This window comes from Alkalisalibacterium limincola (assembly GCF_008017755.1).
GTDB lineage: Bacteria > Pseudomonadota > Gammaproteobacteria > Xanthomonadales > Xanthomonadaceae > Alkalisalibacterium > Alkalisalibacterium limincola.
In genome coordinates this window covers 198,280-224,118 of sequence record NZ_VRTS01000004.1, presented here as the reverse complement: position 1 = coordinate 224,118, position 25,839 = coordinate 198,280, and the positions used below count along the sequence as shown (strand labels likewise).

General features: G+C 70.0%; 23 protein-coding genes and 1 pseudogene. 13 read left to right on the top strand and 11 right to left on the bottom strand.

Annotation, left to right across the window (positions count from 1 at the left end; translation table 11 throughout):
• Positions 1-23 precede the first annotated feature (23 nt).
• On the bottom strand, positions 24-3,542 hold the full coding sequence (locus FU658_RS07910) for a hybrid sensor histidine kinase/response regulator (RefSeq protein WP_187265999.1): 3,519 nt from the start codon (positions 3,540-3,542) through the stop codon (positions 24-26).
• Positions 3,543-3,756: 214 nt separating this feature from the next.
• Here FU658_RS07910 and FU658_RS07905 point away from each other — a divergent pair, with 214 nt between their 5' ends.
• Genes FU658_RS07905 through FU658_RS07895 form a run of 3 tightly spaced genes read left to right on the top strand, consistent with a single transcriptional unit; the run spans position 3,757 to position 5,542 of the window.
• On the top strand, positions 3,757-4,416 hold the full coding sequence (locus tag FU658_RS07905) for a YceI family protein (protein ID WP_147891576.1): 660 nt from the start codon (positions 3,757-3,759) through the stop codon (positions 4,414-4,416).
• The gene (locus FU658_RS07900) at positions 4,413-4,988 is read left to right on the top strand and encodes a cytochrome b (RefSeq protein ID WP_147891575.1); all 576 of its coding nucleotides are present in this window, start codon (positions 4,413-4,415) and stop codon (positions 4,986-4,988) included. The genes FU658_RS07905 and FU658_RS07900 overlap by 4 nt, the downstream gene beginning before the upstream one ends.
• The gene (locus tag FU658_RS07895; protein WP_147891574.1) at positions 4,985-5,542 is read left to right on the top strand and encodes a YceI family protein; all 558 of its coding nucleotides are present in this window, start codon (positions 4,985-4,987) and stop codon (positions 5,540-5,542) included. The genes FU658_RS07900 and FU658_RS07895 overlap by 4 nt, the downstream gene beginning before the upstream one ends.
• Before the next feature lie 15 nt (positions 5,543-5,557).
• Here the strand turns inward: FU658_RS07895 and FU658_RS07890 are convergent, their stop codons facing one another.
• The gene (locus FU658_RS07890; protein ID WP_147891573.1) at positions 5,558-5,785 is read right to left on the bottom strand and encodes a glutaredoxin family protein; all 228 of its coding nucleotides are present in this window, start codon (positions 5,783-5,785) and stop codon (positions 5,558-5,560) included.
• A gap of 58 nt (positions 5,786-5,843) precedes the next feature.
• Here FU658_RS07890 and FU658_RS07885 point away from each other — a divergent pair, with 58 nt between their 5' ends.
• The 6 genes from FU658_RS07885 to trhA all read left to right on the top strand — a co-directional run bounded on the left by FU658_RS07885 (position 5,844) and on the right by trhA (position 12,714).
• Positions 5,844-7,226, top strand: a complete 1,383-nt coding sequence (locus FU658_RS07885) for an L-serine ammonia-lyase (protein WP_147891572.1) — start codon at positions 5,844-5,846, stop codon at positions 7,224-7,226.
• Between the two features lie 36 nt (positions 7,227-7,262).
• Positions 7,263-8,408: a phytase gene (locus tag FU658_RS07880; RefSeq protein WP_147891571.1), complete on the top strand. Its 1,146-nt coding sequence runs from the start codon at positions 7,263-7,265 to the stop codon at positions 8,406-8,408.
• Positions 8,393-9,382: a peptidoglycan DD-metalloendopeptidase family protein gene (locus tag FU658_RS07875; RefSeq protein ID WP_147891570.1), complete on the top strand. Its 990-nt coding sequence runs from the start codon at positions 8,393-8,395 to the stop codon at positions 9,380-9,382. Before FU658_RS07880 ends, FU658_RS07875 begins: the two co-directional genes overlap by 16 nt.
• Before the next feature lie 52 nt (positions 9,383-9,434).
• Positions 9,435-11,039, top strand: coding sequence for a peptide chain release factor 3 (locus FU658_RS07870; RefSeq protein WP_147891569.1), 1,605 nt, complete (start codon positions 9,435-9,437; stop codon positions 11,037-11,039).
• Between the two features lies 1 nt (position 11,040).
• Positions 11,041-11,979 (top strand): glycosyltransferase family 9 protein, encoded by a 939-nt coding sequence (locus tag FU658_RS07865; RefSeq protein ID WP_147891568.1) that lies wholly within the window; start codon positions 11,041-11,043, stop codon positions 11,977-11,979.
• 87 nt (positions 11,980-12,066) lie between these two features.
• Positions 12,067-12,714 carry a PAQR family membrane homeostasis protein TrhA gene (gene trhA, locus FU658_RS07860; protein WP_147891567.1) on the top strand — a complete coding sequence of 216 codons (648 nt, stop codon included), beginning with the start codon at positions 12,067-12,069 and terminating at the stop codon, positions 12,712-12,714.
• On the opposite strand, the gene FU658_RS07855 is transcribed toward trhA, so the two are convergent.
• The gene (locus FU658_RS07855) at positions 12,705-13,721 is read right to left on the bottom strand and encodes a glycosyltransferase family 2 protein (RefSeq protein ID WP_147891566.1); all 1,017 of its coding nucleotides are present in this window, start codon (positions 13,719-13,721) and stop codon (positions 12,705-12,707) included. The two genes, trhA and FU658_RS07855, sit on opposite strands and share 10 nt — an antisense overlap.
• A gap of 88 nt (positions 13,722-13,809) precedes the next feature.
• Positions 13,810-14,538 (bottom strand): monofunctional biosynthetic peptidoglycan transglycosylase, encoded by a 729-nt coding sequence (gene mtgA, locus FU658_RS07850; RefSeq protein ID WP_187265997.1) that lies wholly within the window; start codon positions 14,536-14,538, stop codon positions 13,810-13,812.
• 116 nt (positions 14,539-14,654) lie between these two features.
• Here mtgA and hslO point away from each other — a divergent pair, with 116 nt between their 5' ends.
• The 3 genes from hslO to FU658_RS07835 all read left to right on the top strand — a co-directional run bounded on the left by hslO (position 14,655) and on the right by FU658_RS07835 (position 16,657).
• Positions 14,655-15,575 (top strand): Hsp33 family molecular chaperone HslO, encoded by a 921-nt coding sequence (hslO, locus tag FU658_RS07845; RefSeq protein ID WP_147891565.1) that lies wholly within the window; start codon positions 14,655-14,657, stop codon positions 15,573-15,575.
• A 114-nt stretch (positions 15,576-15,689) separates the two neighbouring features.
• A complete protein-coding gene (locus FU658_RS07840) occupies positions 15,690-16,169 on the top strand; it encodes a hypothetical protein (protein WP_147891564.1) in 480 nt (159 codons plus the stop codon).
• A complete protein-coding gene (locus FU658_RS07835) occupies positions 16,109-16,657 on the top strand; it encodes a hypothetical protein (protein ID WP_187265996.1) in 549 nt (182 codons plus the stop codon). Before FU658_RS07840 ends, FU658_RS07835 begins: the two co-directional genes overlap by 61 nt.
• A 47-nt stretch (positions 16,658-16,704) precedes the next feature.
• Here FU658_RS07835 and tsaB read toward each other — a convergent pair whose 3' ends face one another.
• The 5 genes from tsaB to FU658_RS15200 are packed head-to-tail and all read right to left on the bottom strand — an operon-like array spanning position 16,705 to position 22,208.
• Positions 16,705-17,415 carry a tRNA (adenosine(37)-N6)-threonylcarbamoyltransferase complex dimerization subunit type 1 TsaB gene (gene tsaB / locus FU658_RS07830; protein WP_147891562.1) on the bottom strand — a complete coding sequence of 237 codons (711 nt, stop codon included), beginning with the start codon at positions 17,413-17,415 and terminating at the stop codon, positions 16,705-16,707.
• Positions 17,412-19,439: a DNA repair helicase YoaA gene (gene yoaA, locus FU658_RS07825; RefSeq protein WP_147891561.1), complete on the bottom strand. Its 2,028-nt coding sequence runs from the start codon at positions 19,437-19,439 to the stop codon at positions 17,412-17,414. Before yoaA ends, tsaB begins: the two co-directional genes overlap by 4 nt.
• Before the next feature lie 5 nt (positions 19,440-19,444).
• The gene (locus FU658_RS07820) at positions 19,445-19,972 is read right to left on the bottom strand and encodes a tetratricopeptide repeat protein (protein ID WP_187265995.1); all 528 of its coding nucleotides are present in this window, start codon (positions 19,970-19,972) and stop codon (positions 19,445-19,447) included.
• Positions 19,973-19,974: 2 nt separating this feature from the next.
• Positions 19,975-21,723 carry a transglycosylase domain-containing protein gene (locus tag FU658_RS07815; RefSeq protein WP_255505483.1) on the bottom strand — a complete coding sequence of 583 codons (1,749 nt, stop codon included), beginning with the start codon at positions 21,721-21,723 and terminating at the stop codon, positions 19,975-19,977.
• Positions 21,654-22,208 (bottom strand): hypothetical protein, encoded by a 555-nt coding sequence (locus FU658_RS15200; RefSeq protein WP_255505482.1) that lies wholly within the window; start codon positions 22,206-22,208, stop codon positions 21,654-21,656. The genes FU658_RS07815 and FU658_RS15200 overlap by 70 nt, the downstream gene beginning before the upstream one ends.
• 170 nt (positions 22,209-22,378) lie before the next feature.
• On the opposite strand from FU658_RS15200, the pseudogene FU658_RS07810 reads away from it, so the two are divergent.
• Positions 22,379-24,516 (top strand): annotated as a pseudogene (locus FU658_RS07810) (glycosyltransferase).
• On the opposite strand, the gene FU658_RS07805 reads toward FU658_RS07810, so the two are convergent.
• Both FU658_RS07805 and FU658_RS07800 read right to left on the bottom strand, forming a co-directional pair.
• Positions 24,513-24,764, bottom strand: a complete 252-nt coding sequence (locus FU658_RS07805) for a hypothetical protein (RefSeq protein ID WP_147891559.1) — start codon at positions 24,762-24,764, stop codon at positions 24,513-24,515. The pseudogene FU658_RS07810 and the gene FU658_RS07805 overlap by 4 nt on opposite strands.
• Complete coding sequence (locus tag FU658_RS07800) at positions 24,758-25,771, bottom strand: tetratricopeptide repeat protein (protein WP_147891558.1); 1,014 nt, start codon at positions 25,769-25,771, stop codon at positions 24,758-24,760. Before FU658_RS07800 ends, FU658_RS07805 begins: the two co-directional genes overlap by 7 nt.
• Positions 25,772-25,839 lie beyond the last annotated feature (68 nt).

The window sequence follows — 25,839 nt, the reverse complement described above, 5'->3', positions numbered from 1 at the left end:
ACCAGTTCGCAAGACTAACCCAGTCACCGATCGCTTTCAGCCGGTGTCGGGGCGGCCGGGCAAGACCGGGCGATCGCCACGGCCAGTGCGTCGGCGGTCAAGGGCTTGCGCAGGAACCCGTTCATGCCGGCCGCAAGCGCGGCAGGCTCCGCGTCCGCGTCCGCGCGCGCGGTGATGGCCAGCAGGGCAAGCCCGTGGCCCTGCTGGCGGATGAGGCGTGCCAGTTCCACCCCGTGCAGTCCGGGAAGGTCGAGGTCGAGGAACGCGAGGTCGAAGGGCCGGCGGGCCAGCTGCGAGAGTGCGGCGAGCCCGTGGGGCGCGTGCACCACGCGATGCCCCTGGGCCTGAAGCAGGCCTTCGATGACCTCGGCCACGATCGCGTCGTCCTCCACCAGCAGCACGTCGAGCGCCGCGGAGGGCTGCGCCCGGGACGACGCGGCCGCCGGTGCAACGCCGAGCAGTTCCACCGGGACGGCATCCAGCGGCAAGCTGACCTCGAAACACGAGCCCTCGCCGGGGCTGGAATCGAGGCTGATGCGCCCGCCCATCGCTGCGGCGAGCTCCTGCGAGATCGCCAGCCCCAGCCCGCTCCCGCCCTGCCGGGCATGCGTGCCCACGGCATGGGCCTGCTCGAAACGCTGGAACAGCCGTTCGCGCTGCTCCGCATTGAGCCCCGGGCCGGTGTCGCGCACGGCGAGGTCGAGCCAGTTGCCGCGCCTGCTCACCCGGATCGACACGCCGCCGTGCTCGGTGAACTTGATCGCGTTGGAGCCCAGGTTGAGGAGGATCTGCCGGACCCGGTACTGGTCGCCCTGCACCGCTTCGGGCAGGTCGGCGGAGAACTCGCATTCGAACGACAGGCCCTTCTTCGCGGCCAGCGGCCGCAGCAGGTCGGCGACCTCGTTGACCAGCGTCCTGACACGGAACGGCTGGCTCTCCAGCACCAGCTTCCCGGCCTCGATGCGGGCCAGGTCCAGCGCGTCGTTGACCAGTCGCAGCAGGTGACGTCCGGCGAGATGGATCGCACCCACCTGGCCGCGCTGTTTCTGCGTCAGGTCCGACTGGAGCAGGAGCTCGCTCATGCCAAGCACGCCCGTCATGGGCGTGCGCACTTCGTGCCCGAGGGTCGCCAGGAACTCGGTCTTGGCCTGTGAAGCCTGCTCGGCCATGCGCCGCTGCTGCTCGGCAAGTTCCAGCGCGTGGCGGCGAGCCAGCCTGAGCCGGAAGATGGTGGCGCCCCAGGAAGCCAGCAACAGGGCCAGGGCGAGATAGGCCAGCCAGGCCCAACGGGTCTGCCACCACGGGGGCAGCGCCCTGATCTCCAGCGTGCGCACCGGGGACCAGCGGCCCGACGCGTCGGAGGCCTGGATGTCGAGGCGGTATTCGCCCGGCTGGAGCCGGGTCAGCGTGCGCTCGCCGATCGAACCCAGCGACACCCAGTCCGCATCATGCTGGGACAGGCGCATCCGGTAGCGATGCCCGGCCGGATCGACGAAGGAGAGCAGTCTCACGCTGATCCGCAGGTCGCGGTCGCCGTGCCCCAGGACCAGTGGGGCCGTGGGATCGAGGGCGAGCTCGTGGTCGTCGCGGCGCACCTCCAGGCCCTTGACCTGCACCGGCAGGCTGGCCTCGCGCTGCTCGTTGAAACCGGGATCGAACAGGACCAGGCCGCCCTGGGTCGAGGCCACGCCGACGCCGTTGTCGAGCTGGAGCATCGGCCGCGTGTAGAAGTCCTGGGCCGGCAGGCCGTCGCGAAGGCCGAACATCCGCAGGACTCCCTGCGGCGAACGGTGCAGCAACCCGCGGCTCGTCGAGAGCCACAGTGCGTCGGCATCGTCGATCAACAGCCCGCCCGACTCCACGGCCGCCAGGCCATGCCCCGCGTCGACGACATCTTCCAGATGCAGGGCGTGGCCGTCGTAGCGATAACGCTCCAGCGCGGTGAAGCGATGCAGCCACACCGTCCCCGGGTCACGCCAGGCAAACGTATAGACGCGGTCCTCCGGAGCGCCCGGGACGCGCTCGAGGCGCTGCCCGGTGGCGTTCCAGCGCAGCAACCCGCCAGCATCGGCGACCCAGACCTCGCCGTCGGGTCCGTCGGCGATCTGTTCGGGATCGGGCCATTCCAGGCCCTGGCCATCCCCGGGGCGCAAGGCGTACAGGACGGCGCCCGCCGCGTCGCGCACCTGGATGCCTCCGCCATGGTTGCCCACCCACAGCCATCCGCGCGCATCGACGTGCAGCAGGTCGACGGGCCCGGCCAGCACGTCGCTGTCCTCGCCTTCGTCCTCCCTGCTCCACGATCGCGTCTCGCCGCCCGCCGGGTCCACCAGCGACAAGCCACCGGAGCGTCCGATCCACAGGCGTCCATCCTCCGCCGGAGCCATCGCCCACAGGCCGGTTCCGGCATGCGCGAAGTGCTCGGCGCCCCGACGGATGCGGCCCGAGGCCAGGTCCAGGTGGTCGAGGCCGTTCTGCCCGGCGAGCCACACGCCGCCCCTCCCGTCCGGGGCCATGCCGCGCACCAGGTCGCTCGACAGGCCCTCGCCCTCCGAGGGGCCGGGCTGGAACGATGCGAATCGCTGCCATCCGGAAGCCAGCTGCCACGCCCCGCCCATGCCGACCAGCCACAGGCTGCCCTCGCGGTCGATCATGGCCTGCTGCAGGGACGCGCGCGCCAGCGCCGGGTGGCCATAGGCGTCCTCGCGGATTCCCTCAGCGTGCAGCGCCATGAGTCCCCGGCCGGTGGCCAGCCAGACCAGGCCATCGTCCACGTCGAGCACGCCATGGACCACCGCGTCGACCACCTGGCGCTCGATGCTGCCGTCGGGCTTCCTGCGCAGGTACCGGTCGCGCTGTCCGAACCAGGGCTGCCCCGCGTCGTCGATGCCGAGCGACACCACGAGCGGCGGGTCGTCCGCCGCCAGCGCGACGGTGTGGAAGCGCTCACCGTCCCACCAGGCGGCCCCGCGACTGGTCGCGACCCAGAGCCGGTCCTGGTGGTCGACATCCAGAGACAGCACGACGTCGGACGGAAGGGCGTCGTCGCGCTCCGGGTCGGGCATGAAGTGGCGCACGCCGCCATCGGCATCACGGCGGTACAGGCCTTCCTGGAACGTGCCGACCCACATCGCGCCGTCCGGGGTTTCGCGCAACGCCCACACGTAGGGCCCCGCGAAGGCCTCCTCGTGGTCGCCACGCAGGTGCTCGAAGCGACTGCGGTCGGCGGACAACCGCGCCAGCCCCTGTCCCTCCAGCCCCAGCCAGAGGCGATTGGAGGAGTCCACCGCCAATGCGATCACGCCGTTGCCGGGAATGGAGTCGGGGTCGGCCGGGTCGTGGCGGAAGACATCCCAGTCCAGGCCGTCGAAGCGCGCCAGTCCATCGCCGGTGGCGAACCACAGATAGCCCTCGTGGTCCTGCACCATCGCGTAGACCACCCGGCTGGGCAGGCCGTCGCCCACGCCGAAGTGCCGGAACCGTGGCGTTTCAGGCAGCACGGGACTGGCCACGACCGGCGTTGCCAGTACCAGGCAGGCCACAACTGCGCAAATCCACTGGCGCACGAGCATTCCCTTGAGAGTTCCCCGGGGCGATGTTCGCAACGCACCGTTGCGCCCGCAAGCTTGGGTCTGCGGCAGGGGCCGGGGAGAATACCGCCTGGGCCACGGACACTCACGCCCGCTACGCGGCGGGACCGGCAATATCGAAGCGTCCAGCGTGTAGGCTCGATGCAGCCGCAAGGGAGGTCATCGCGTGGGATTGAACCCTGTCATCCGCAACGGTATCGCCGCATTCGTGCTGCTGTCGCCGGCCTGGGCCGGCGCTTCGGAGCCGCCCAGCTACAACATCGACCCGGTGCATACCCGGGTGGTGTTCCTGGTCGGCCACGCCGGATTCTCCCGCTCCATCGCGACGGTCTCCGGCGTCGTCGGCGCGCTCCATTTCGATCCCGGGCAATGGGAGGACTCGCGCGTGGACGTGAGGCTCCCGGTCGCCAGGATCGATTTCGGCGACGAGGACTGGAACCAGCGCATGCTCGCGCGCGGCTTCTTCGACGAACGCAACCATCCGGAGGTGCGCTTCCGGTCGACCCGCGTGGAACCCCTGGGTGACGGCGCGGCGATGATCCATGGCGACCTGAGCATCGCCGGCACCACCCGGGCAGTGTCGCTCAGCGCACGACTCAACGAGGCCGGGCGCAATCCGGTCAACTTCCGTCGCACGGTCGGTTTCTCGGCGACCACCCGTCTCGACCGTCGCGAGTTCGGGCTCGACCGATACCCCAACGTGATCGGCAACGAAGTCGAGGTGATCATCGAACTCGAAGCGACCCGCGGGCGGATCACCGGGGACGTGGAGGCGGCCGGGCCAGCTGCCGCGGACAGGCCGGTGCCGCCGGAGGAAGAGCGATGAGACTCGCCAACACGCGCGATCGCTGGGGCCTGGTCAGCATCGGCTTCCACTGGCTGCTGGCGATCGGCATCCTGGCGATGATCGGCATCGGCCTGTACATGGTGGACATGCCCAATTCGATGGCGAAGCTGCGCATGTACGCGCTGCACAAGTCGATCGGACTGACGATACTGGCCCTGGTGGTGCTGCGCCTGGGTTGGCGGCTCTACGCGGGCGCACCCGCGCCCGAACCCGGCACGCCACGCTGGCAGCACGCCGCCGCCACGACGACCCACTGGCTGCTCTACGGCCTGATGATCGCGATGCCGCTGAGCGGCTGGCTGTACAACTCGGCCTCGAATTTTCCCCTGCAGTGGTTCGGCCAGTTCAACCTGCCGGCCATCGCCAGTCCCGACCCAGAACTCAAGGCCCTCGCGCGCAACCTGCATCGCTGGGGCTACTACCTGATCTGCATGCTGGTGCTGCTGCATTCAGCCGCTGCGATCAAACATCACCTCGTCGACCGTGACCGCACGCTGCTGCGCATGCTGCCGGGAACGGGAGAACGACCACGCACCGGAGCACCAGAATGATCAAGCGCCTGCTGAGTTTCCTCGTCCTTTTGCCGGGCGCCACCGCCATGGCACACGCCGCCGACTGGGAGGCGGTCGCGGAGTCGTCGACGCTGGGCTTCGTCGGTTCGGCACAGGGTGAGGATTTCAGCGGCCAGTTCGGGGCGTTCAATGCCGCCATCCGCTTTGATCCCGACGCACTGGACCAGGCCCGCTTCGAGGTCGACATCGACCTGCGCAGCGCCGACACCCGGAATGCGGAGCGTGACGAGACGCTGCAGAGCGCCGACTTCTTCCGCACCCGCCGCGAGCCGATGGCCCACTACGTGGCCGAGCGCTTCCGGGCGCTCGACGACGGCCGCTACGCCGCCGACGGCGAGTTGACGCTGCGTGGCGTCACGCAGCCGGTGACGCTGGAGTTCAGCTTCAGCCAGGGTTCGCCTGCCGTGCTTGAAGGCGAGGCGACGCTGGACCGCACCGCCTTCGAGGTCGGCGGTGGCGACTGGGGCAGCGACGCGGACATCCGGCATGCAGTGCGGGTGGTCACCCGCCTGGAGCTTGAACGCATCGACTGATGCCCCCGGGTCGGGTCAGCCCGCCAGGAAGTGCGCGATGGCCTGGGCGTCGAAGGGCCAGTCGAGCTCGCGGCCGCTGGTTTCCTCGCGCAATACCGGCACGCGCAGTCCGTAACGGGCTTCAAGTCCGCTGTCACCGTCGATCCAGACGCTTTCGAACTCCGGCGCGCGCGCGCGCGCCAGTTCCTCCAGCGCCAGGTCGCACAGGTGGCAGTCGTCGCGTTGGTACAGGCTCAGCCGCATCGGTCCGGGTTCATGCAAAGGGGCCTTAGAATAGGCGTGAATCCGCCGGAATCCACCCATGGCTGTCAGCATTTTCGACCTCTTCAAGATCGGCATCGGCCCATCGTCCTCCCATACCGTGGGCCCGATGCGGGCGGCAGCGCGCTTCGTGGAGCGCTGGCTGCACGAAGCCGGCGACCTGGAGCGCTGCGCGCGGGTGCGGGTGGAACTGTTCGGCTCGCTCGCGCTCACCGGCCGTGGCCACGGCACCGACAAGGCGGTCATGATGGGCCTGGAGGGGCACTGGCCCGACCACGTCGACCCCGACGTGATCCCGGACACCCTGTCGCGCATCCGCAGCGCGAAGCGCATCCGCCTGCACGGCGGCCACGAGATCGACTTCGACGAGAAGGCCGACCTGGTGTTCAACAAGCGCCAGAAGCTGCCCCACCACAGCAACGGCATGCGCTTCGCCGCGTTCGATGCCGAAGGCGGCGAAATCGCCAGCCGGGAGTACTACTCGGTGGGTGGTGGCTTCGTGGTGAACCAGGACGAAGCCGCCGAGGACAGGATCGTCGCCGACACGACCCGCGTGGCGCATCCGTTCTCCTCCGGCGACGAACTGCTCGACACCTGTGAACGCGAGGGCCTGAGCATTGCCGAGCTCGTGTTCGCCAACGAACAGGCCTGGAGGAGTGCCGATGAGATCCGCAGCGGCCTGCGGCAGCTCTGGGAGGCGATGGAATCGTGTATCGAGCGCGGCATCCGCAACGGCGGCGAGCTGCCGGGCGGCCTGAAGGTGGCCCGTCGCGCACCGGCGCTCTACGCCGGCCTCAATGGCCGCCCCGAGAACTCCCTGCGTGACCCGCTGACGATCCTGGACTGGGTCAACCTGTATGCGCTGGCGGTGAACGAAGAGAACGCCGCCGGCGGCCGCGTGGTCACCGCCCCGACCAATGGCGCGGCCGGCATCGTCCCGGCGGTGCTGCGCTATTACGAGCGGTTCTGCCCCAAGGCCGACGAACAGGGTGTGTTCGACTTCCTGCTCACCGCCGGCGCGATCGGCATCCTCTACAAGGAGAATGCGTCGATATCCGGCGCGGAGGTGGGCTGCCAGGGCGAAGTGGGCGTGGCCTGCTCGATGGCCGCCGGCGGCCTGACGGCGGCGTTGGGCGGCAGCATCTGGCAGGTCGAGAACGCCGCCGAGATCGGCATGGAGCACAACCTGGGGCTGACCTGCGACCCGATCGCCGGCCTGGTGCAGATTCCCTGCATCGAGCGCAACGCGATGGGGGCGGTCAAGGCGATCAATGCCTCGCGCATGGCCCTGCGCGGCGACGGCAAGCACCGTGTGTCGCTCGACAAGGTGATCAAGACGATGCGCGATACCGGCCGCGACATGCGCGACAAGTACAAGGAAACCTCGCGCGGCGGCCTGGCCGTCAACGTCATCGAGTGCTGAGGCGGCAGCTTCGCGCGGCCGTGACGAGCGTGTCGTATGCTGTCGCGTCCTGAACCCCGCATCGACGCCATGAGCCCGAAGTCGGCTGCCTTCCTCCTGCTCCCGCTGATCGCAGCGTGCGCGTCCGTCCCCGGCCCCGATGCCCCGGAGTCACGCGCATCGATCGACCCCGTGCGGGTCGAGCCTCCGATGCAGGAGGTCGTCGTGGAGCGCTGGGTGACCGACGACCAGGAGGCCGGGGAACTCGATTCGCTGGCCACCTGGCTCACGCCGGAGGGCGACCTTTGGGTCCTGGCCACGGCGAAGCGCTCGCACCAGGTACAGGTCCACGCCGGCGACGACGGTGGACTGATCGCGCGCATCGGCGGTCCGGGCGACGCGCCGGGAAGCTTCAACCGGCCCAACGGCATCGCCGTGCATGGCGACCTGGTCTTCGTCACCGAGCGCGACAACCATCGCGTCCAGGTCCTGGAACTGCCGGGCTTCGAGCCGCTCGGCAGCTTCGGCGAGGAGCAGTTGCAGGCGCCGTATGGCATCTGGGTCCACGAGATCGCGCCGGGACAGCTCGAGGTCATCATCACCGACAGTTTCATGCTGGGCGAACGCTTCGACATCGTCCCGCCGCTGGAAACCCTGCATCGCCGCCTCCACCGTTTCCACGTGTCCGGCGCACACGAGAACCTGGAGGTGGAATACCGCGGAAGCTTCGGGGAAACCACCGACGCAGGCGCGATCCGCGCCACGGAGTCTGTCTGGGGCGACCCCTTGCATGGACGCCTGCTGGTGGCCGACGAACACGCGCCCGACGGCCTGCGGTTGCGGGTCTACGGCCTCGACGGCGGCTACGCCAACCGGGACCTGGGCCTGGGCACCTATCGCGGCGACCCCGAGGGCATCGCCCTGTGGGCCTGCCCTGATGGCAGCGGCTACTGGCTCTCGACCGACCAGCAGGTGGACCATTCCCGCTTCCTGGTCTATGACCGGGAGAGCCTCGCGCTGCACTCCGCGTTCACCGGACGCACGACGGCCAATACGGACGGCATCGCCCTGTATGCCGCCGGGACACGCGAGTTCCCCGACGGCGTCCTGTTCGCGGTGCACGACGACCGGGGCATCGCCGCCTTCGACTGGGCCGACATCGCCGATGCGCTGGACCTGCCGCGGCAATGCGCCATCGACTGATGCGCGGGCCGCAAGTCGCCGCGCTGCTCGGCCTGTCGCTGGCACTGCTGGCCCCTTCGGTGCTGCAGGGCGATCGCGAAACCCGGCTGCACCGCTGGGTGGACGCCGAGGGCGTCATCCACTACTCCGACCATCGCGGACGGGCCGGTGGCCGCTCGGATTTCTCCACCGACCCCGCCGCGGTGGCGCGCACCGCCGAACTGAGCCTGCACGAGGACACCGGCGTCTACGTGGCCCTGGTGCGCAACCTGCTGCATGGCCCGGTGGAGGTCGAGCTCGACATCAGTGCCGACGACAACGTCAGTGCCTGGCCCCGGCTTCCGCACCGCATGGCGCTGGGCAGCGGCGAGCAACGCTCGGTCAGCGCAATCGAAAAGATCAATCCCGCGCGTGCCGGCCACTTCGAACTGCACCTGCTGGCGATGCCCGGCCTGCCGGGTGCACGGCATGACGAAAGCACCTACGCCATGCCGGTGGCGGCGGGTACGGCGAGCATCGTGCAGGGCTTTGGCGGCGGCTTCAGCCATACCGACCCGCAGAACCTCCACGCCATCGACTTCGCAGTGCCCGAAGGCACGCCGGTACTGGCGGCGCGCGGCGGGACGGTGATGCAGGTGGTCGACGACCACGCCGGCGGCGGAATGGACCGCGAGGCCTTCGTGCACCGCGCCAACCACGTGCGGATCCTGCACGCCGACGGCAGCATGGCGGTCTATGCCCACCTGCGACAGGGCGGATCACGGGTCCGGGCCGGCCAGGAGGTCGGTGTCGGCGAGCACATCGCGGACTCCGGGAACACCGGCTTCAGCTCGGGCCCGCACCTGCACTTCGTCGTGCAGGTCAACACGGGCATGGCACTCGAATCGGTGCCGATCACGCTGGTCGACGAAGCCGGCAACCCGGCACCCGTCCCGGGCATGGGTGCCTTCGGGCCGGGCCCGGGCTACAGGTCCGGGGCCGGCGGCGGGCTATAATCCCCGGCTTCACCGACTTTGAAGCGCCGCGGCCACACCGTGGCGCAGGGCCATGTCCGAACAGACCAAGCAGACGGCGCGCCGCCGCACCTTCGCGATCGTCTCGCACCCCGATGCCGGCAAGACCACGCTGACCGAAAAGTTGCTGCTCTTCGGCGGCGCCATCCAGATGGCCGGCAGCGTCAAGGGCCGCAAGGCCGCGCGCCATGCCACCTCGGACTGGATGGCACTGGAGAAGGAGCGCGGCATCTCGGTCACCTCCTCGGTCATGCAGTTCCCCTACGACGGGCGCATCATCAACCTGCTCGACACGCCGGGCCACGCCGACTTCTCCGAGGACACCTACCGGGTGCTCACCGCGGTGGATTCCGCGCTGATGGTCATCGACTGCGCCAAGGGGGTCGAGGAACGCACGATCAAGCTGATGGAGGTGTGTCGCATGCGCGATACGCCGATCATGAGCTTCATCAACAAGCTCGACCGCGAGGGCAAGCCGCCGATCGAGCTGCTCGACGAGGTCGAGTCGGTGCTGGGCATCGCCTGCAGCCCGATCACCTGGCCGATCGGCATGGGCCAGCGCCTCAAGGGCGTCGTGCACCTGGTCACCGGCGAGGTGCACCTGTTCGAGCAGGGCCGCAACTTCACCCGCCAGGACTCCACGATCTTCCCATCGATCGACGACCCCGCGCTGGAGAAGCGCGTGGGTGCACCGGCGATGGCCGAGCTGCGCGAAGAGCTGGAGCTGGTGCAGGGCGCCGCCCCGGCGTTCGACATCGACGAGTACCTGGCCGGGCGCCAGACACCGGTCTTCTTCGGTTCGGCCGTGAACAATTTCGGCGTGCAACTGCTGCTGGACTTCTTCGTCGACCACGCGCCCGCGCCGAAGCCGGCTACGACCGCGTCGCGCACGGTGCAGCCCACCGAGGAAAAGCTCAGCGGCTTCGTGTTCAAGATCCAGGCGAACATGGACCCGCAGCACCGCGACCGCGTTGCGTTCATGCGCGTGTGCTCGGGGCGCTTCAGCGCCGGAATGAAGGCCTTCCACGTACGCAGCGGGAAGGAGATGAAGCTGGCCAACGCATTGACGTTCATGGCCTCGGATCGCGAACTGGCGATCGAAGCCTGGCCCGGCGATGTCATCGGCATCCACAACCACGGCACCATCTCGATCGGGGACAGCTTCACCGAGGGCGAGGTGCTGCACTTCACCGGCATCCCCAATTTCGCACCGGAGCTGTTCCGTCGCGCGCAGCTGCGCGATCCGCTCAAGCTCAAGCAATTGCAGAAGGGCCTCGCCCAGCTCAGCGAGGAGGGCGCCACGCAGTTCTTCCGCCCGTTGATGAGCAACGACCTGATCCTGGGGGCCGTCGGCGTCCTGCAGTTCGACGTGGTCGCCTACCGGCTCAAGGACGAATACGGCGTGGACGCCGCGTTCGAGAACGTCAGCGTGTCGACCACGCGCTGGGTGTACTGCGACGACCCGAAGATGCTGGAGCAGTTCAAGGAGAAGGCCGCGGGCAACCTGGCACTCGATGCGTCCGGTGCGCTGGTCTACCTGGCCCCCACCCGCGTGAACCTGCAACTGGCCCAGGAGCGCTTCCCGAAGGTGCGCTTCGAGGCCACCCGAGAGCACGCCCACGCCGTCGCGCTCGACTGACATGGACCGCGTGCTGGTGGTCAAGCTGGGCGCACTGGGCGACCTGCTGCTTGCAGAAGGCGCGCTGCGCGACATCCGCGACCACCATTCCGGCGCCCGGGTGACGCTGCTGACGCGTCGGCCGTTCGCGCCACTGCTCGTGCGATGCCCCTGGGTGGACGAGGTCATCGTCGACGACAACCGCCCGCGCTGGCACCTGCCGGCCATGTTCCGCCTGGCAGCGACACTGCGCGCGCAGCGCTTCGGCATGGCGTACGACCTGCAGAATTCACGACGAAGCAGCTTCTACCTGCGGCGGCTGCTGGGTGGGCAGGTCACCTGGTCGGGCCAGGGTCCGGCCTGCCCGCTTCCGCACCGGCACCCCGACCCGAAGTCCCTGCCGGTGCTCGAGCGCCACCTCGGCCAGCTGGCCGATGCCGGCCTCACGCCCACGCACACCCTCCGACCCGGCGCGGTCTGGCTGGCCCAGCCGGTCGGGGACCTGCTGGAGCGCGCCGGGGTGCACCCTCCCTTCGTCGTGCTGCTTCCGGGCTCCTCGGCGCGGGGCAGTGCGAAGCGTTGGCCGCACTACCGCGAACTGGCCGCCCGCCTGCAGGCACGTGGCCTGACGCCGGTCACGGTGCCTGGCCCGGCCGAACTGGACGCCTTCGACGACCTGGCCGGCATTTCGCTGCGGCGCCACGATGGTGGCGCACTCGACCTGCCGACGCTGGCCGGCGTGCTGCAGGCCGCGGCAGCGGTGGTCGGCAACGACAGCGGGCCGACCCACCTGGCCGCCAACCTCGGGGTCCCGGGCCTGGCCTTGTTCGGCACCGATGCCGCGCAGGCGGCGCGCACCTGCCTCGGCCGCGGAGCCGTCCAGGTGCTGGCCGCCCCCGGTTTCACGAACCTGGGCGCCGAACAGGTGGAGCGCGCACTGGTGCCGCTGGTGCGCACCTGAGGTCGAGCGTCGCTCTCTTGCGCAGGCGGGCGGCATGGGTGAGGCTTTACCCACGGCCCTCCCCCCTGGGCCACGGGAGAAAGCGCGATGTCGCGCGCGGATGAGTTACGCGAGGAAGTCGTCAACGCCCTGACGCACGGCCTTGGCGCCGTCATCGCCCTGGCCGCGGGCGCGGTGCTCATCACGCTGGCCGCAGTGTTCGGCGATGGATGGCAGCTCGCCGGCGCGATCGTGTTCGGGGCCACGTTGCTCCTGCTGTACCTTGCCTCGACGCTGTACCACGCCATTCCGCACCCCATCGCCAAGCAGCGGCTGAAGGTTTTCGACCACTGCGCGATCTACCTGCTGATCGCCGGCACCTACACCCCTTTCACACTTATCGGCCTGCGCGATGACGGCGGCTGGCTGCTGTTTGGCGTCATCTGGGCGCTGGCGGCGATGGGCATCGCCTTCAAGCTGTTCTTCACCGGCCGCTTCAAGCTGGTGTCCACGCTGATCTACGTGGCGATGGGTTGGATCGCGCTGCTGGCAATCGGGCCGATGCTGCGCCAGTTGCCGCCCACGACGCTGGCCTGGCTGTTCGCCGGCGGCGTCGCCTACACGGTCGGCGCCGTGTTCTACATGAGCCGGCGACTGCGCTATGGCCACGCGATCTGGCACCTGTTCGTCATTGCCGGCAGCGTCTGCCACTTCGTTGCCGTGGCCACCCAGGTCCTTTCCCCGGACTACTCCTGAGCGTGCGACTGGACCGGGGTTGCCGGAACGCCGGGACGCAGGCGATCCACGCCCTCCCCCACATCTTCCTGGGCCGCCTGCCGCCAGGCATCCACCAGGTACAACGGGCGTTGCTTGGACTCGTCGTACAGCCGGCCCAGGTACTCGCCGATGATGCCCAGCGCCAGCAGCTGGATGCCGCCCAGGAACAGGACCACCGTCATCAGCGAGGGATAGCCGGGCACCGGGTCGCCGTAGACCAGGGTCTTGGCGATGATCCAGGCGCCATAGCCGAACGCGACGACGGCGGTGAGCAGTCCGAAGTAGGTGGCCATGCGAAGCGGCACCGTCGAGAAGCTGGTGATGCCCTCGAGCGCGAAGTTCCATAGCTTCCAGTAGTTGAACTTGCTGTGGCCCTGGCTGCGCGGCTCACGCTCGTACTCCAGCGGCACCTGCTCGTACCCCACCCACGCAAACAGCCCCTTCATGAAGCGATGGCGCTCGCGCAGCTGGGCAAGGGCGTCGAGGACGCGACGCGACATCAGGCGGAAATCACCGGTATCACGCGGCACGGGCGTACTCGAGAGCCGTCCCATCAGGCGGTAGAACAGGTGCGCGGTGGTGCGCTTGAACCAGCTGTCGCCCTCGCGCCGGCTGCGCACGCCGTACACCACGTCCGCACCCTGTTGCCAGCGCGCGACGAACTCGGGGATCAGCTCGGGCGGATCCTGCCCGTCCGCATCCAGCACCAGCGCCGCATCGGCATGCGTGCGCACGTGGTCCAGCCCGGCGGTCAGGGCCAGCTCCTTGCCGAAATTGCGGCTCAGGCGCAGGCCACCGACCCGGCGATCGCGGTCGGCGAGGCCCTGGATCACCGCCCAGGTGTCGTCGCGGCTGCCGTCGTCGACGTAGAGCACCGTGGCCCGGGCATCGAGCCGGTCGAGCACCGGCGCCAGGCGCTGCTGAAGGCCAGGCAGGGCCTGGGCCTCGTTGTAGGCGGGCACGACGATGGCGAGGCGGGCACTCATGGCTGGCAGGTCGGCGGGGTCATCCGTTCCGATCTTAGCCGGCTGCGCCGTCGCCGGCACGGAGCCGTCGCACAGCGATCGCGCATCCTCAACGGCCACAGCACGCCTCCAGGTACTCCTGTCCACCCAATTGCACGACCTGACGCTGCACCCAGGCCGCGCGCTGTTGCACGTGAGGACCGGGCTGGGTGGGCGAATAGCGACGCGGGCTCGGCAGCACGGCGGCCAGTCGGGCCGAGCGCGCCGGGTCGAGCGCCGATGCGGAGATGCCGAAGTGCCGTTGCGCGGCCGCCTCCGCGCCGTAGATGCCGTCGCCGAACTCGGCGATGTTCACGTACACCTCCAGGATCCGCCGCTTTGGCCAGGTCAGTTCGATCCAGCCGGTGTACCAGGCCTCCAGGCCCTTGCGCACCCAGCTCCGCCCGCCCCAGAGGAACAGGTTCTTCGCGACCTGCTGGCTGATCGTGCTGGCGCCGCGGCGCGAGCCTCCGCTGAGTGCTTCGTCGATCGCATCGAGGTCGAATCCGCGGTGGTGGGCGAAGTTCTGGTCCTCCGAGGCGATGACCGACATCAGCAGGTGCGGCGAGACCGCGTCGAAATCGCGCCAGCGGTAGTCGATGCGGAAATCCTCGCCCGGGGCTCGCCAGTGCTCGAGCGTGCGTGCCAGCATGAAAGCCGACGTCGGCGGATCGACGAAGCGCAGCACCACCACCTGGGCGATGCTCAGCACGATCGCGGCAAGCACCAGGAGCAGACCCAGGCGCAGCAGCCGCACGGGCAGGGAACGTCGTCTGGTTCTGGTTCTGGTTCGCGGCACGCTGGCCCCGCATCCGTCGAAGGGGGGCCAGTTTAGCCACAGCCCCACCCGCCGCGCTTGACGCGCGCGCCCATGGCCCCAAGATCATGGGTTCTCCCCCATGCAGATTCCCCCGAATGACCCCGGACTCCTCCCCGCCCGCCCACGACACCGACCTCGACACCGCCGATCGCGATGCACTCTCGCGCTTCGTGCTCGAGCGCTCGGGGGTGCGCGGCGTGCTGGTGCGCCTGGACGCCACGTGGACCGAGATCCAGGCCCGCGCCGACTACCCCGACGTCATCGCCGAGCGCCTGGGCGAGTGCTGCGCGGCGGCCGCGCTCTTCACCGGCCACACCAAGGTCGATGGACGCCTGACCATCCAGCTCAACGGCCCTGGCCCGGTACGCACGCTGTTCGCTGAGTGCACCCACGAGGGCACCTTGCGGGGAATCGCCCAGTTCACCGCGCCGGTGCCGGAGACGATCGCCCCGCGCGACATGGGTCGCGACGCGGTGATGGCGATCACGATCGAGAGCCGCCCGCCCGGGAAGGCCGAGCCGGTGCGCTACCAGGGGCTGGTGGGCCTGGATGCACCGGACTTCCCGGCCGCCTTCGAAGCGTACTTCTCGCAATCCGAGCAGTTGCCGACGCGAATCGTGCTGGCAGGCAAGGGCGAGCGTGTCAGTGGGTTGATGATCCAGCAGCTGCCGGGAACCGACGGCGACCCCGACGGCTGGGTGCGGGCCTGCGCCCTGCTCGACACCCTCGGGGCCGACGAACTCCAGTCCACGCCGGTGGGCACGCTGCTGTACCGGCTCTTCCACGAGGACGAGGTGCGGCTACTGGGCGCGCGGCCGCTGTCGTTCGCCTGCTCGTGCTCGCGGGAGCGGGTAGCCAACGTATTGATTTCACTGGGGCAAACCGAAGCCATGGCGGCGGCGGAGAGCGGGGTTGCGCAAATTACCTGCGAGTTCTGCAACGCCAGCTACGAATTCACCCGCGCCGACGTGGCGGCGCTGTTCGCCGCCCCAGCGGGCCCTGGCCGAGTTCATTGACGTCTCACGTTTGAATTGTTAGTTAAAAGTAAACGGCGTATGATCGAATACCCGGGACGCCGGAACCCGATTGCTTGACGAGCGGTCGAATACGGCATGAAAAGGACACCTGCAATGCTCCGCACCGCCTTGTCGATCATGTTGCTGTCCGGCCTTGTTGCCGGTGCCGCGCATGCGCAGGCGTGGCAGCCAGTGGTGCCCGAGCCCGGCGACGAACCCACCGTCCTGCCCATCTGGAACAGCACCAGCGGCCGCATGGAAGGCCTGCTGCTGGTCGACAGCCAGAACCAGCCGCGCTCCCCGGTGGATCGCGTGATCGGTCCGGCGACACCGCGCCGGGACGTCCCGTTGGCCAGCCTGCGCACGGCCCAAGGTTCGCGCGTGGACTTCTCGGCGGGTCTGGAAGCCCAGCGCGGCCTGGCGCTGCTCTGCGACGGCGGCGGCAGCATGCTGACCTCGCTCGGGGCGCTGGCCGACCACTGCCTGCTGGCCGACCTGGGCGCGCCGGACCGCTCAACGCCTACAGCCCCGGCGTGCGCGCCGGTGTCGGCACCGACGTCGGCGATTTCCGCTTCGACGTCGGCGCCAGCGTGAGCCGTGGCAACTTCAGCCCCTATCCCAGTGACGTGCCCGTGTGGCTGCAGCCCAGCGCCAGCCTGCTGCCCGGCAACTGGCATGGGACCTCGCGCCTGGAACATGAAGGCGTCGACGCCAGCGGCGTCTACCGCTTCGGCGCCGACGGCTGGGTGTCCGTGGGCGGTTCGGTCGCGCGCGCCCGCCTGATCCCCGCGCAGGAAGCACTGGCCGGCCCGCTGGACTGGACCGGCAGCCGCGTGCAGCTGGGCGTGGGCTACGGCAATTTCAGCGGCGAACTGGTCGGACGCTCGATCGACCTCCCCGGCGGCGAACCCAGCTGGAGCGGCCTCGACATCGGTGTCAGCTGGCGCACGCCGTGGCACGGTCGACTGACCTTCGGTACCCAGAACGTGATTTCCCGCGGTCGCTCGCCGTGGGTGCTCGATGGCGAGTCCGGCGAAGACGGCCAGCGCACGCCCTACGTGCGCTACCAGCAGGACCTCTGACCCCTCCAGGCGGCTCGTTGCGCAGGCCGACCGGCCAGCACTTTCGCTTACTTCTTGCTGACGCTGCCCGCTTCCCGGGCGGCTTCGCGCTCCCGGATCGTCAGCGCCACGCGGTCGCGCAGGTAGGCCGGCTGCAGCAATGCCGCATCCGTGGCCTCCCCCCGCCCGAACGCCTCTGCGGCCAGCTTCGCGACCGCAGCCGCCCGGGGCAGCGCCTCTGGATCGCAGCTCGCCAGCAGGCTTGAAAGGCGCGCACGCAAGTGCCCGTCCCGCGCGGCAAAGCCGGTGCCAATGCCATGCACCTCGTGCGACGGCAGTTCCAGCGCCTCCGGGGGCACGACCTGTTCACCATGCGTCGATGCCAACATGCCGCCGTCCCGACTGAAACGGGCTGCGTAGATCTCACCCATGCGCGCATCGATCGCGGCGAGCACCGGCACCCCATCCTCCGGGGCCTGGGCGGCCAGGGCTGCCAGCGTGGAGACGCCCACGACCGGGCGATCCAGGGCCAGCGCGATGCCCTGCGTCAACGACACCGCCAGGCGCACGCCGGTGAAGGCACCGGGGCCCCGGCCGCAGGCCACGGCATCCAGCGCCGTACGCGCCAGTCCCGCCTCGGACAGCAGGGCTTCGGCCCATGGCAAGACCAGGGCGGAGTGCTGCCTGGGCGCCACTTCGAAGCGCTCATGCACCTCCCCGTCGATCCACAGGGCCACCGAACAGGCCTCGGTCGCGGTCTCGATCGCCAGCAGCTTCATTCTTCCCACCCCTTGTCTTCCTGCGAGAACGATACCGGATCGAAGAACCGCCGCACCGTGTCGATCCCGCGTGTTCGCGGCATGGGCGGCAGGCTGTCCAGGAACATGCGGCCGTATCCCTTCGCCAGCAGGCGCGGATCGCACAGCACCAGCACGCCGCGGTCCTCCAGCGTGCGGATCAGCCGACCCACGCCCTGCTTGAGCGCGATGACCGCGGTGGGTACCTGCTCGTCGCGAAACGGGTTGCCGCCGCGCTGGCGCACCGCGTCCAGCCTCGCCTCCAGCACCGGATCGCCCGGCGAGGCGAAGGGCAACCGGTCGATCACCACGACGCTCAAGGCATCACCCGCCACGTCGACACCCTCCCAGAAGCTCGCCGCGCCCAGCAACACGCCGTTGCCCGACTGCCTGAAGGCCTCCAGCAGCGCGTGTCGCGGCGCCGAGCCCTGCACGAACAGCGGCCACGGGCCGCCTTCGAGCCGGTCGGCCGCTTCGCGAAGCGCGCGGTGCGAGGTGAACAGCAGGAAGGCCCGGCCGCGCGAGGCCTCGAGCACCGGCCTCACCGCCTCGACGAACGCATCCCCGTATGCGGGCGCATTCGGCTCGGGCATGTGCGGCGGCAGGTAGCACAGCGCCTGGTGGTCCCAGTCGAACGGGCTGGGCTGCAGCAGCTCGCGCGGGTCGTCGAGGCCAAGTCGCGCCGACACGTGGCGGAAGCTGCCCGCCACCGCCAGCGTGGCCGAGGTGAACACCCAGGCCGCGCCGCTGCGCTCGCGGTAGCGGCGCAGCGGGGCGGAGACATCCAGCGGCGTGCGCTGCAACACGAAACCCCGGCTGCCCAGCTCGAACCAGCGTACGTCGATGTCCGCCGCAAGACCGCCTCCGATAGCGTCGGAATCTTCGCTCGGGGGATCGAAGCACTCGTCATCGGCCACCGGAATCTCGTCGGCCTCTTCGCCCAGCCACTCCGCCAGCCGCTGCTGGAGTACCAGCGCGCGCTGCCTGCAGGCCTCGAGGCCCGGAGCCGCCTCGCCCATCGGCGCCAGCGCGGCGGCCACGTCCGCCAGCGCCTCGCCCACCCGGTCGAGCCCCTCGCGTACCCCGGGAAGCAACAGGGCACGCGCGGCGGCCGCCCGTTGCGGCAGGGGCGACATCGCCTCGCGCAGCACGCGTACCGCGTGATCCAGGCCGGCCACCGGCCCCTGCAGCACCGCCAGCGCCCCGTCCACGCCCTTGCATTCGGCCAGGGCGTCGCGCCCGAGTTCACCCAACTGGCGCGCACTGAGCCGAGCGCCGAAGAACTGCGCGGCCAGCTCCGGCACCTGGTGGGCCTCGTCGAGCACGAAGGTTTCCGCGCCGGGCAGCACCTCGCCGAACCCTTCCTCGCGCAGCGCGAGGTCAGCCAGCAGCAGGTGATGGTTCACCACCACCAGGTCGGCCGCCTGGGCCGCCTGCCGGGCGCGCACGACGAAGCATTCGCCCCACATCGGGCAGTCACTGCCCAGGCAGTTGTCGATCGTGGAGGTGACCTGCGGCCACAGCGGGGAGTCCTCGGCCAGCGCCGTCATCTCGGCGAGGTCCCCACTGCGCGTGTGTGATGCCCACTCCTGGAGCTTCTGCAGGGTGGCCGCGGCATCGGGCCCTCGCGCGCTGCCCCGGGCCTGGTCCAGGCGATACAGGCACAGGTAGTTCGAGCGCCCCTTCAGCAATGCCGACGTCAGCCCGACACCCAGCGCCTTGCGCACGCGCGGCAGGTCGCGGTGAAAAAGCTGGTCCTGCAGCGCGCGGGTGCCTGTGGAGATGATCGTGCGGCGACCCGAGAGCAGTGCCGGCACCAGGTAGGCGTAGGTCTTGCCTGTGCCGGTGCCAGCCTCGGCGACCAGGCAGGCGCCGTCCTGGATGCATCCGGCGACCGCTTCGGCCAATACATGCTGGGCCTCGCGCGGCCGGAAGCCGGGCACGGCCGACTCCAGCGCGCCCCCGGCGCCGATGGCCCGGGAGGTCAGCTCCGCGAGTTCGTCCACGGCGCTTACATGCGCACCGGGCCGGCGACCGTGCAGTCCTCGATCTTGCGGACCGCGATCTCGATGCCCTCTTCGTAGCGCGCTTCCTCGTAGGCTTCGCGAATCGTCCCCCAACTGCGACGGCAGAGGCTGCCGACCTGGGGACCCAGGCGCCAGGCCTCCCCGGCACGGACGACCGCGGTATCGATGTCGCCGCCCAGCAGGGCGACCTCGGCCGCCTGCTGCAGCAGTTCAGGGCTGTTCGGGCGCAGGTCGAGCGCCTGGGCGAGCAGCGACTGTGCCTGGGCGAGATCGCCACGGGCCTCGGCCTCGCTGGCTGCCTCGCGCAGGTCCTCGACCTCGGCGTCGCGCACCGGCAACACATCCAGCCCCTGGCCCTCGCCCGCTTCGCTGCGCACGCGATCCACCCGCTGCTGCAGGCTCGGCGAGATCGCGGGCTCGGCCTCGACCACGACAGGTGCCTGCTGCGGCGGGGGCGTGCGCGCGCAGGCCGCAAGCATCGCCACCACGACCAACACGAATACACGTTTCATCTTCATTCCCGGTTGTCCCGACCAAACCATCCACGTACCCGCTCCACCGTGCAGCCCCGGTGATACCCGGGGAGGTAGCCGCGCACGAACGGATAGCGCTGTGCCTGTGGGCACGTCTCATCGGTCGTTGCGTACTCCTCGGCCGAGACCCAGGCCCACTGGAGGTCGGTGTCGCCAACCTGCAGCGGTTCGCCCGGCAGGCTGCGCACCAGCGTCGACCACAAGCGCATCGCACCGGTGGCGCCGTACAGGCCGGTGGCTTCGTTGGCATCGTTGCCGACCCAGGCCACCGCCAGGTGGCTGCCGGTGTAGCCGGCGAACCAGCTGTCGCGACCGTCGTTGCTGGTGCCCGTCTTGCCCGCGACACGCATCCATCCCAGTCCGTCGGACATCAGGCCGCGGCCGGTGCCATCGGTCACCGCACGCTGCAGCGCGATCGTCACCAGGCGCGCAGTGATCGAATCGCCACCCTGCGCAGGATCGATGTCCTCGCGGTAGCGGTTGACCGGCTTGCCGTCGGCATCGACCACGCCGCGCACCGCTCGCAGGGGCTGGATCTCCCCACCCGAGGCCAGGAACTGGTAGAGCTGGGTGACCGCGAGCGGACTGAGGTCGACGCTGCCGAGGATCAGCGAAGGGTTGGCCGGCGCATCGACTTCACCGAGCACCTTGAGCAGTTGCGCCAGGCGATCCACGCCGACTTCCATGCCCAGCCGAACGGTGGCCTGGTTGTAGGAAAGGGCCAGCGCGTCGATCAGCCGCACGCGGCCGTGGCTGCGCCCGTCCGAGTTTTCCGGCGCCCAGCTGCGCCCGCCCGGCAGGGACACCTGGATCGGCGCATCGTCGACCACGGTGGCCAGCGAGTAACGCCCCGGCTGTGCCATGGCGAGCAGGTAGACGAAGGGCTTGAGCACCGAGCCGACCGGACGCTGCGCCTCGATCGCGCGGTTGAATCCCACCCGGCCCGGCACGCGGTCCCCCACCACCGCCACGACCTCGCCGCTGCGCACGTCGGTCACCACCATCGCGCCCTGGAGCGCCGGGCGGCGCTCGTTCTGGAGGGCATCGAGGTTCTCGCGCACCGAGGCCTCGGCATACATCTGTGCCGACGGTGCCAGCGTGGTGTACACCGACAGGCCCGCACCGCGAAGGGCGTTGGCGGGATAGTCGCGCTCGAGCTGGCGCCGCACCAGGTCGAGGAAGGCCGGATGCCTGTTGCCCGCGACGCCAGGGCGCGTGGTGATGCCCAGCCCACGCGCCTTGGCGGCCGCCTGGGTGTCGGCATCGAGCAGGCCGGTCTCGGCCATCATGTCCAGCACCAGGTTGCGCCGCGCCAGGGCCCGCTCGGGATAGCGCCGCGGGTCGTAGTAGGAAGGTCCGCGAATCATTCCGATCAGCAGCGCGATCTCGTGTTCGCGCAGGCCACGGACCTCGCGCCCGAACCAGAACTCCGAAGCCGCCGAGACGCCGTGCACGGCCTGGCTGCCGGACTGGCCAAGGTAGACCTGGTTGAGGTAAGCCTCGAGGATGGTCCCCTTGTCGAAGCGCGCCTCGATGATCATCGCGTAGAGCGCTTCGTTGATCTTGCGGCTGAAGACCTTCTCGCGGCTCAGGAACAGGCTGCGCACCAGTTGCTGGGTCAGCGTCGAGCCACCCTGGCTGAGCCCGCCTTCGCGCATGTTCACCCACGCCGCGCGCAGGATGCCCATCGGATCGATGCCGCGGTGGTGCTTGAAATCCCGATCCTCCACGCCTGCAGGCCGGTGATCAGCAGCACCGGCACCTCGTCGAGGCGCACCAGCCGGCGTTCCTCCTGGCGCTGCCCGTGCAGCGTGGCGATGCGCGCCGGGTCCACCAGCGCCTGCTGCAGCGGGGAGCCATCGCGCCCGGCGAGGCTGCGCAGGCGGCCCTGGCCCAGCCCCACCTCCAGGCGTTGCTCGGGCCACTCCCCATCGCTGTCGATGAAGGACCGCGTGTGGATGGCGAAGGCATCGCCGCTGCGGCGATAGGTGCCAGGCAGGGTGACGTCCTGGGCAGCCCGGTAGGCGGCGGCCTCGAGTTCGAGTTCCAGCGCGTCGGCCGACATCGGCATGCCGGGGCGCAGCTCGAGCGGCCGCGCGAAGACCCGGGTCGGCACCTGCCACACGAGCTCACCGAAACTCTGCCGTACCTCGCGGTCGAGCACGACGACGTAAGGCACCGCCACGGCGGCCACCGCCAGCGTCACCACGCCCATGGCAAGCAGCGCCCAGCCCCACCATCGACGGGACTTTGGGGACTGGCGGGATTTCTTTCTGGGGGAAGCCTTACGGGGCACGGGATGCGAGAATGCTGCGATTCGCGCAAGTCTAGCCTGCCTTCAGGCAGGATGGGTCGCGAAACCCTGTCGGAGTCTGAACGAAAATCATGTCCGAAGCCCCGGGCCCCCGCGCGGGCCTGTCCCAGCTGCTTCCCGCAGGCCTCGCGTTCAGGCTGCGCCGCCTGGCCTACCTGTTCTCGCGCGGGCTGTTGAGCCTGCGTACGCGCGGTCTCTCCGCGACGCTGCAGCGGGTGGGCAACGAGCTCGCCCCGGCGGGGCCGGTGGCCCGCGCGCAACTGGTGTTGCCGGCGGCCGATGACGCGGCGCCCCCGGCGTTCACGCCCGGCGGGCATCCACGCGCCAGTGTGATCGTACCGGTGTACGGGCAGTTGGCGATGACGCTGGATTGCCTGGCCGCGCTGGCCCTTCACAGCGGCGACGTGCCGATGGAAGTCATCGTGGTCGACGACGCCTCGACCGACGACACCGCGAGGGTGCTGCCGGCATCAGGCATCCGCTACCAGCGCATGCCCGTCAATTCCGGATTCATCGCGGCATGCAACGAGGGGGCACGACTGGCCAGCGGCGGGTTCCTGGTGTTCCTCAACAACGACACCCTGGTACAGCCGGGCTGGCTGCAGGCCCTGCTCGACACGTTCACCACCCATCCCGACACCGGCATGGCCGGCGCCATGCTGGTCTACCCCGACGGAAGGCTGCAGGAGGCCGGCGGCCTGGTGTTCAGCGACGGCAGCGGATGGAACCTCGGTCGCTTCCAGTCCCCGGGGGACCCGCGCTACGGCCACGTGCGCGAGGTGGATTATTGCTCGGGAGCAGCGATCGCCATCCCGGCGGAGCTGTTCAACCGCCTGGGCGGCTTCGACAGCCACTACGCACCGGCGTATTACGAGGACACCGACCTGGCGATGCGCGTGCGCGATGCGGGACTGAAGGTGCGCTACCAGCCCGCCAGCGTCGTCGTGCACCGCGAGGGCGCCACCAGCGGCACCGACCTGGCCTCGGGGACCAAGGCCTACCAGCGGGTGAACCAGGGGAAGTTCCAGGCGCGCTGGCGCGAAGTGCTGCAACGCGAGCACGCCGCTCCCGGAACCGACCCGTTCGCAGCCAGTCGCAGGCATCACCGGGGGCAGGTGCTGGTGATCGACGTGCAGGTGCCCAAGCCCGACCGCGACTCGGGATCGCTGCGCATGCTCAACCTGGTCAGGCTGCTGCTCGAGCGGGGCCTGCACGTCGTGTTCCTCCCCGACAGCCGCGAACGGGAGGGCGACTATGCGTCCGCGTTGGAGCAGCTGGGCGTCGAGGTGTGGTCGCGTGCCTGGCTGGGCGACATGCCGAAATGGTTCGCTCGCCATGGCGATCGCTTCGACCTGGTGATCACCAGCCGCCACTATGTCGCGGCCAGCTATGAGCCGCTGCTGCGCAAGCATGCAGCGCGGGCGCGATGGGTGTTCGACACCGTGGACCTGCACTTCCTGCGCGAGCAGCGTGAGGCCGAGATCGGCCGGGGCAGCCTTCGGCTGGCCCAGCGCACCCGCGAGCAGGAACTGGGCCTGATGGCGCGCGCCGACGCGACGCTGGTGGTGAGCACCCACGAGCGCACGCTGCTCGGGGAGCTGTTGCCTGGCGTGCGGGTGGAGGTGCTTTCCAACGTGCACGAGATCGCCGGCTGCGTCGTGGCTTTCACGACAGGCGCGGCCTGGTCTTCGTCGGCGGATTCCGCCACCCACCCAATGTCGATGCGGCGCATTGGCTGGTGGGCGAGATCTGGCCGCGGGTGCGCGCGCGGCTCCCGGACGTGGAGCTCCACCTGGTCGGTGGCGACGTGAGCGACGACATCCGCGTGCTGGGCGACACGCCCGGGGTGCACGTGCGCGGGCACGTGCGGGACATCGACCCATTGATGGACGGCTGTCGCGTTGCGCTGGCACCTCTGCGCTACGGCGCCGGGGTCAAGGGCAAGGTCAACCTGAGCATGGCGTACGGCCAGCCGGTGGTGGCGACCTCATGCGCGGTGGAAGGCATGCACCTGGACACGGGCGTGGACGTGCTGGTGGCCGATGATGCCGAAGGGTTCGCCGACGCCATCGTTTCCGCCTACACCGACCAGGCCACGTGGGAGCGCCTGTCCGCCGGCGGACTGGCGAACGTCGAGCGGCACTTCTCGTTCGCTGCCGCGAGCGCGACCCTGGACCGCCTGCTGGCCGAACTCCTGCCGGCGCGCTAGCGCGGCCGGGCCTGTTCCAGCCTCGCCGCCAACGCGGCCAATTCCGGGTGCGTGGGATCGCGTGCCAACGCCGCCTCGTAAGCCCGCGAGGCAGCATCGAACTGGGCGGCACCAAGCCGCTCCTGGGCGACGCCGACCCAGCGCGCGGCGAGGCGGCGGCTGGCTTCGCCTATGCGCGCGTCGCCCGGATCGAGCGTCTCGAGCGCCTGCAGGCAGTTCTCGGCGGCGGACAGGCGCGGGGTCACCACGTGCTGTTCGAAACAACCACGGGCGCTGTCGCGGAAGCGCCGCTCGGCGTCGACGACGCGCGGGTCCTCCGGGGCTCCGGAGCGCAGCACCCGCAAGCGGTCCCAGGCACTGTCACCGGGCGGGTCGAGCAAGGCCTGGCGCGCCAGTGCCTCATCGAAGCGGGCCAGCATCTCGACGCGCTGTGCCTCGGGAATGCTGGGTGCCGACGGCGGTGCCGGCTCGGGATCCGTCGGCACAGCAGGCGTCGGAGGCGGCGTGGCCGCACCGGCGGTGGCAGCGGGATCGCGGGGCTCGGCGGCGGCGGCCGACGCGCCGCCTGCTGCTGGCGCGCCTCGCTCAGGCGCCCCCGCACACCGGGCAGGGCCGCGTGCGCGGAATCGACTTCAGCGACGAGTTCGATCTTGTCATGCGCGGCATCGAGGTCGCCGGCGGCGATGTCACGGCCGGCCTCGTCGAGCACCTCGCCCAGCAGGCGCGAGCGCGAGGTCAGCACCAGGAGGTGGTCCGGCGCCAGTTCCAGCGCCTGCGCGTACAGCGGAAGCAACAGCGGCATCGCCTCGCTTGCGGTGCGGCCACGGCGCGTGTTCTGGATGCGCGCCAGCAGGTTTCCCAGGTCCGCTTCGTCGTCGCCGTCGCGCTGCGCGCGCACTGCCTGTACCCGGGCCAGTTCGTGCTCGGGCACGTTCAACTCGCGCGCCAGCTGCAGCATCGCTTCGGCACGGGCGGTCTCGCCCTGGGCGCTGGCGCGCTCGGCCTCCGCCAGTGCCGCCCGGCCGGTGTCGGCGACGCCCTGGCGCGCCGCCTGGTGGTCCGGGTCGAGCGCGAGCACGGCGAGGTAGAGCTCGCGTGCACCGCGACCATCCTCGCGACTGAGCTCCCCGGCGTTCAACGCGCGCTGCGCCTGGTCCAGCAGGCGTGCACGTTCGGTGCCGTGCGAAATCTGTTCACCCAGCGGCTCGCGCGCCATCCACAGGCCGAGCAGCACCGCGACGAGCACCAGCGCCACGGCGGCCCACGCGAAGCGTCGGCGACGACGCTGTTCGGGCGTGGGGCCCAACCGCCGCGATCGCGGTC

What these genes read in the sequence shown, in the direction of transcription:
- FU658_RS07900 (WP_147891575.1), top strand. Translation starts at nt 4,413, where the DNA reads ATGAGACTCGCCAACACGCGCGATCGCTGGGGCCTGGTCAGCATCGGC.
- FU658_RS07895 (WP_147891574.1), top strand. Translation starts at nt 4,985, where the DNA reads ATGATCAAGCGCCTGCTGAGTTTCCTCGTCCTTTTGCCGGGCGCCACC.
- FU658_RS07890 (WP_147891573.1), bottom strand. Translation starts at nt 5,785, where the DNA reads ATGCGGCTGAGCCTGTACCAACGCGACGACTGCCACCTGTGCGACCTG.
- FU658_RS07885 (WP_147891572.1), top strand. Translation starts at nt 5,844, where the DNA reads ATGGCTGTCAGCATTTTCGACCTCTTCAAGATCGGCATCGGCCCATCG.
- FU658_RS07880 (WP_147891571.1), top strand. Translation starts at nt 7,263, where the DNA reads ATGCTGTCGCGTCCTGAACCCCGCATCGACGCCATGAGCCCGAAGTCG.
- FU658_RS07875 (WP_147891570.1), top strand. Translation starts at nt 8,393, where the DNA reads ATGCGCCATCGACTGATGCGCGGGCCGCAAGTCGCCGCGCTGCTCGGC.
- FU658_RS07870 (WP_147891569.1), top strand. Translation starts at nt 9,435, where the DNA reads ATGTCCGAACAGACCAAGCAGACGGCGCGCCGCCGCACCTTCGCGATC.
- FU658_RS07865 (WP_147891568.1), top strand. Translation starts at nt 11,041, where the DNA reads ATGGACCGCGTGCTGGTGGTCAAGCTGGGCGCACTGGGCGACCTGCTG.
- trhA (WP_147891567.1), top strand. Translation starts at nt 12,067, where the DNA reads ATGTCGCGCGCGGATGAGTTACGCGAGGAAGTCGTCAACGCCCTGACG.
- FU658_RS07855 (WP_147891566.1), bottom strand. Translation starts at nt 13,721, where the DNA reads ATGAGTGCCCGCCTCGCCATCGTCGTGCCCGCCTACAACGAGGCCCAG.
- hslO (WP_147891565.1), top strand. Translation starts at nt 14,655, where the DNA reads ATGACCCCGGACTCCTCCCCGCCCGCCCACGACACCGACCTCGACACC.
- FU658_RS07840 (WP_147891564.1), top strand. Translation starts at nt 15,690, where the DNA reads ATGCTCCGCACCGCCTTGTCGATCATGTTGCTGTCCGGCCTTGTTGCC.
- tsaB (WP_147891562.1), bottom strand. Translation starts at nt 17,415, where the DNA reads ATGAAGCTGCTGGCGATCGAGACCGCGACCGAGGCCTGTTCGGTGGCC.
- FU658_RS07820 (WP_187265995.1), bottom strand. Translation starts at nt 19,972, where the DNA reads ATGAAACGTGTATTCGTGTTGGTCGTGGTGGCGATGCTTGCGGCCTGC.
- FU658_RS15200 (WP_255505482.1), bottom strand. Translation starts at nt 22,208, where the DNA reads ATGGGCGTGGTGACGCTGGCGGTGGCCGCCGTGGCGGTGCCTTACGTC.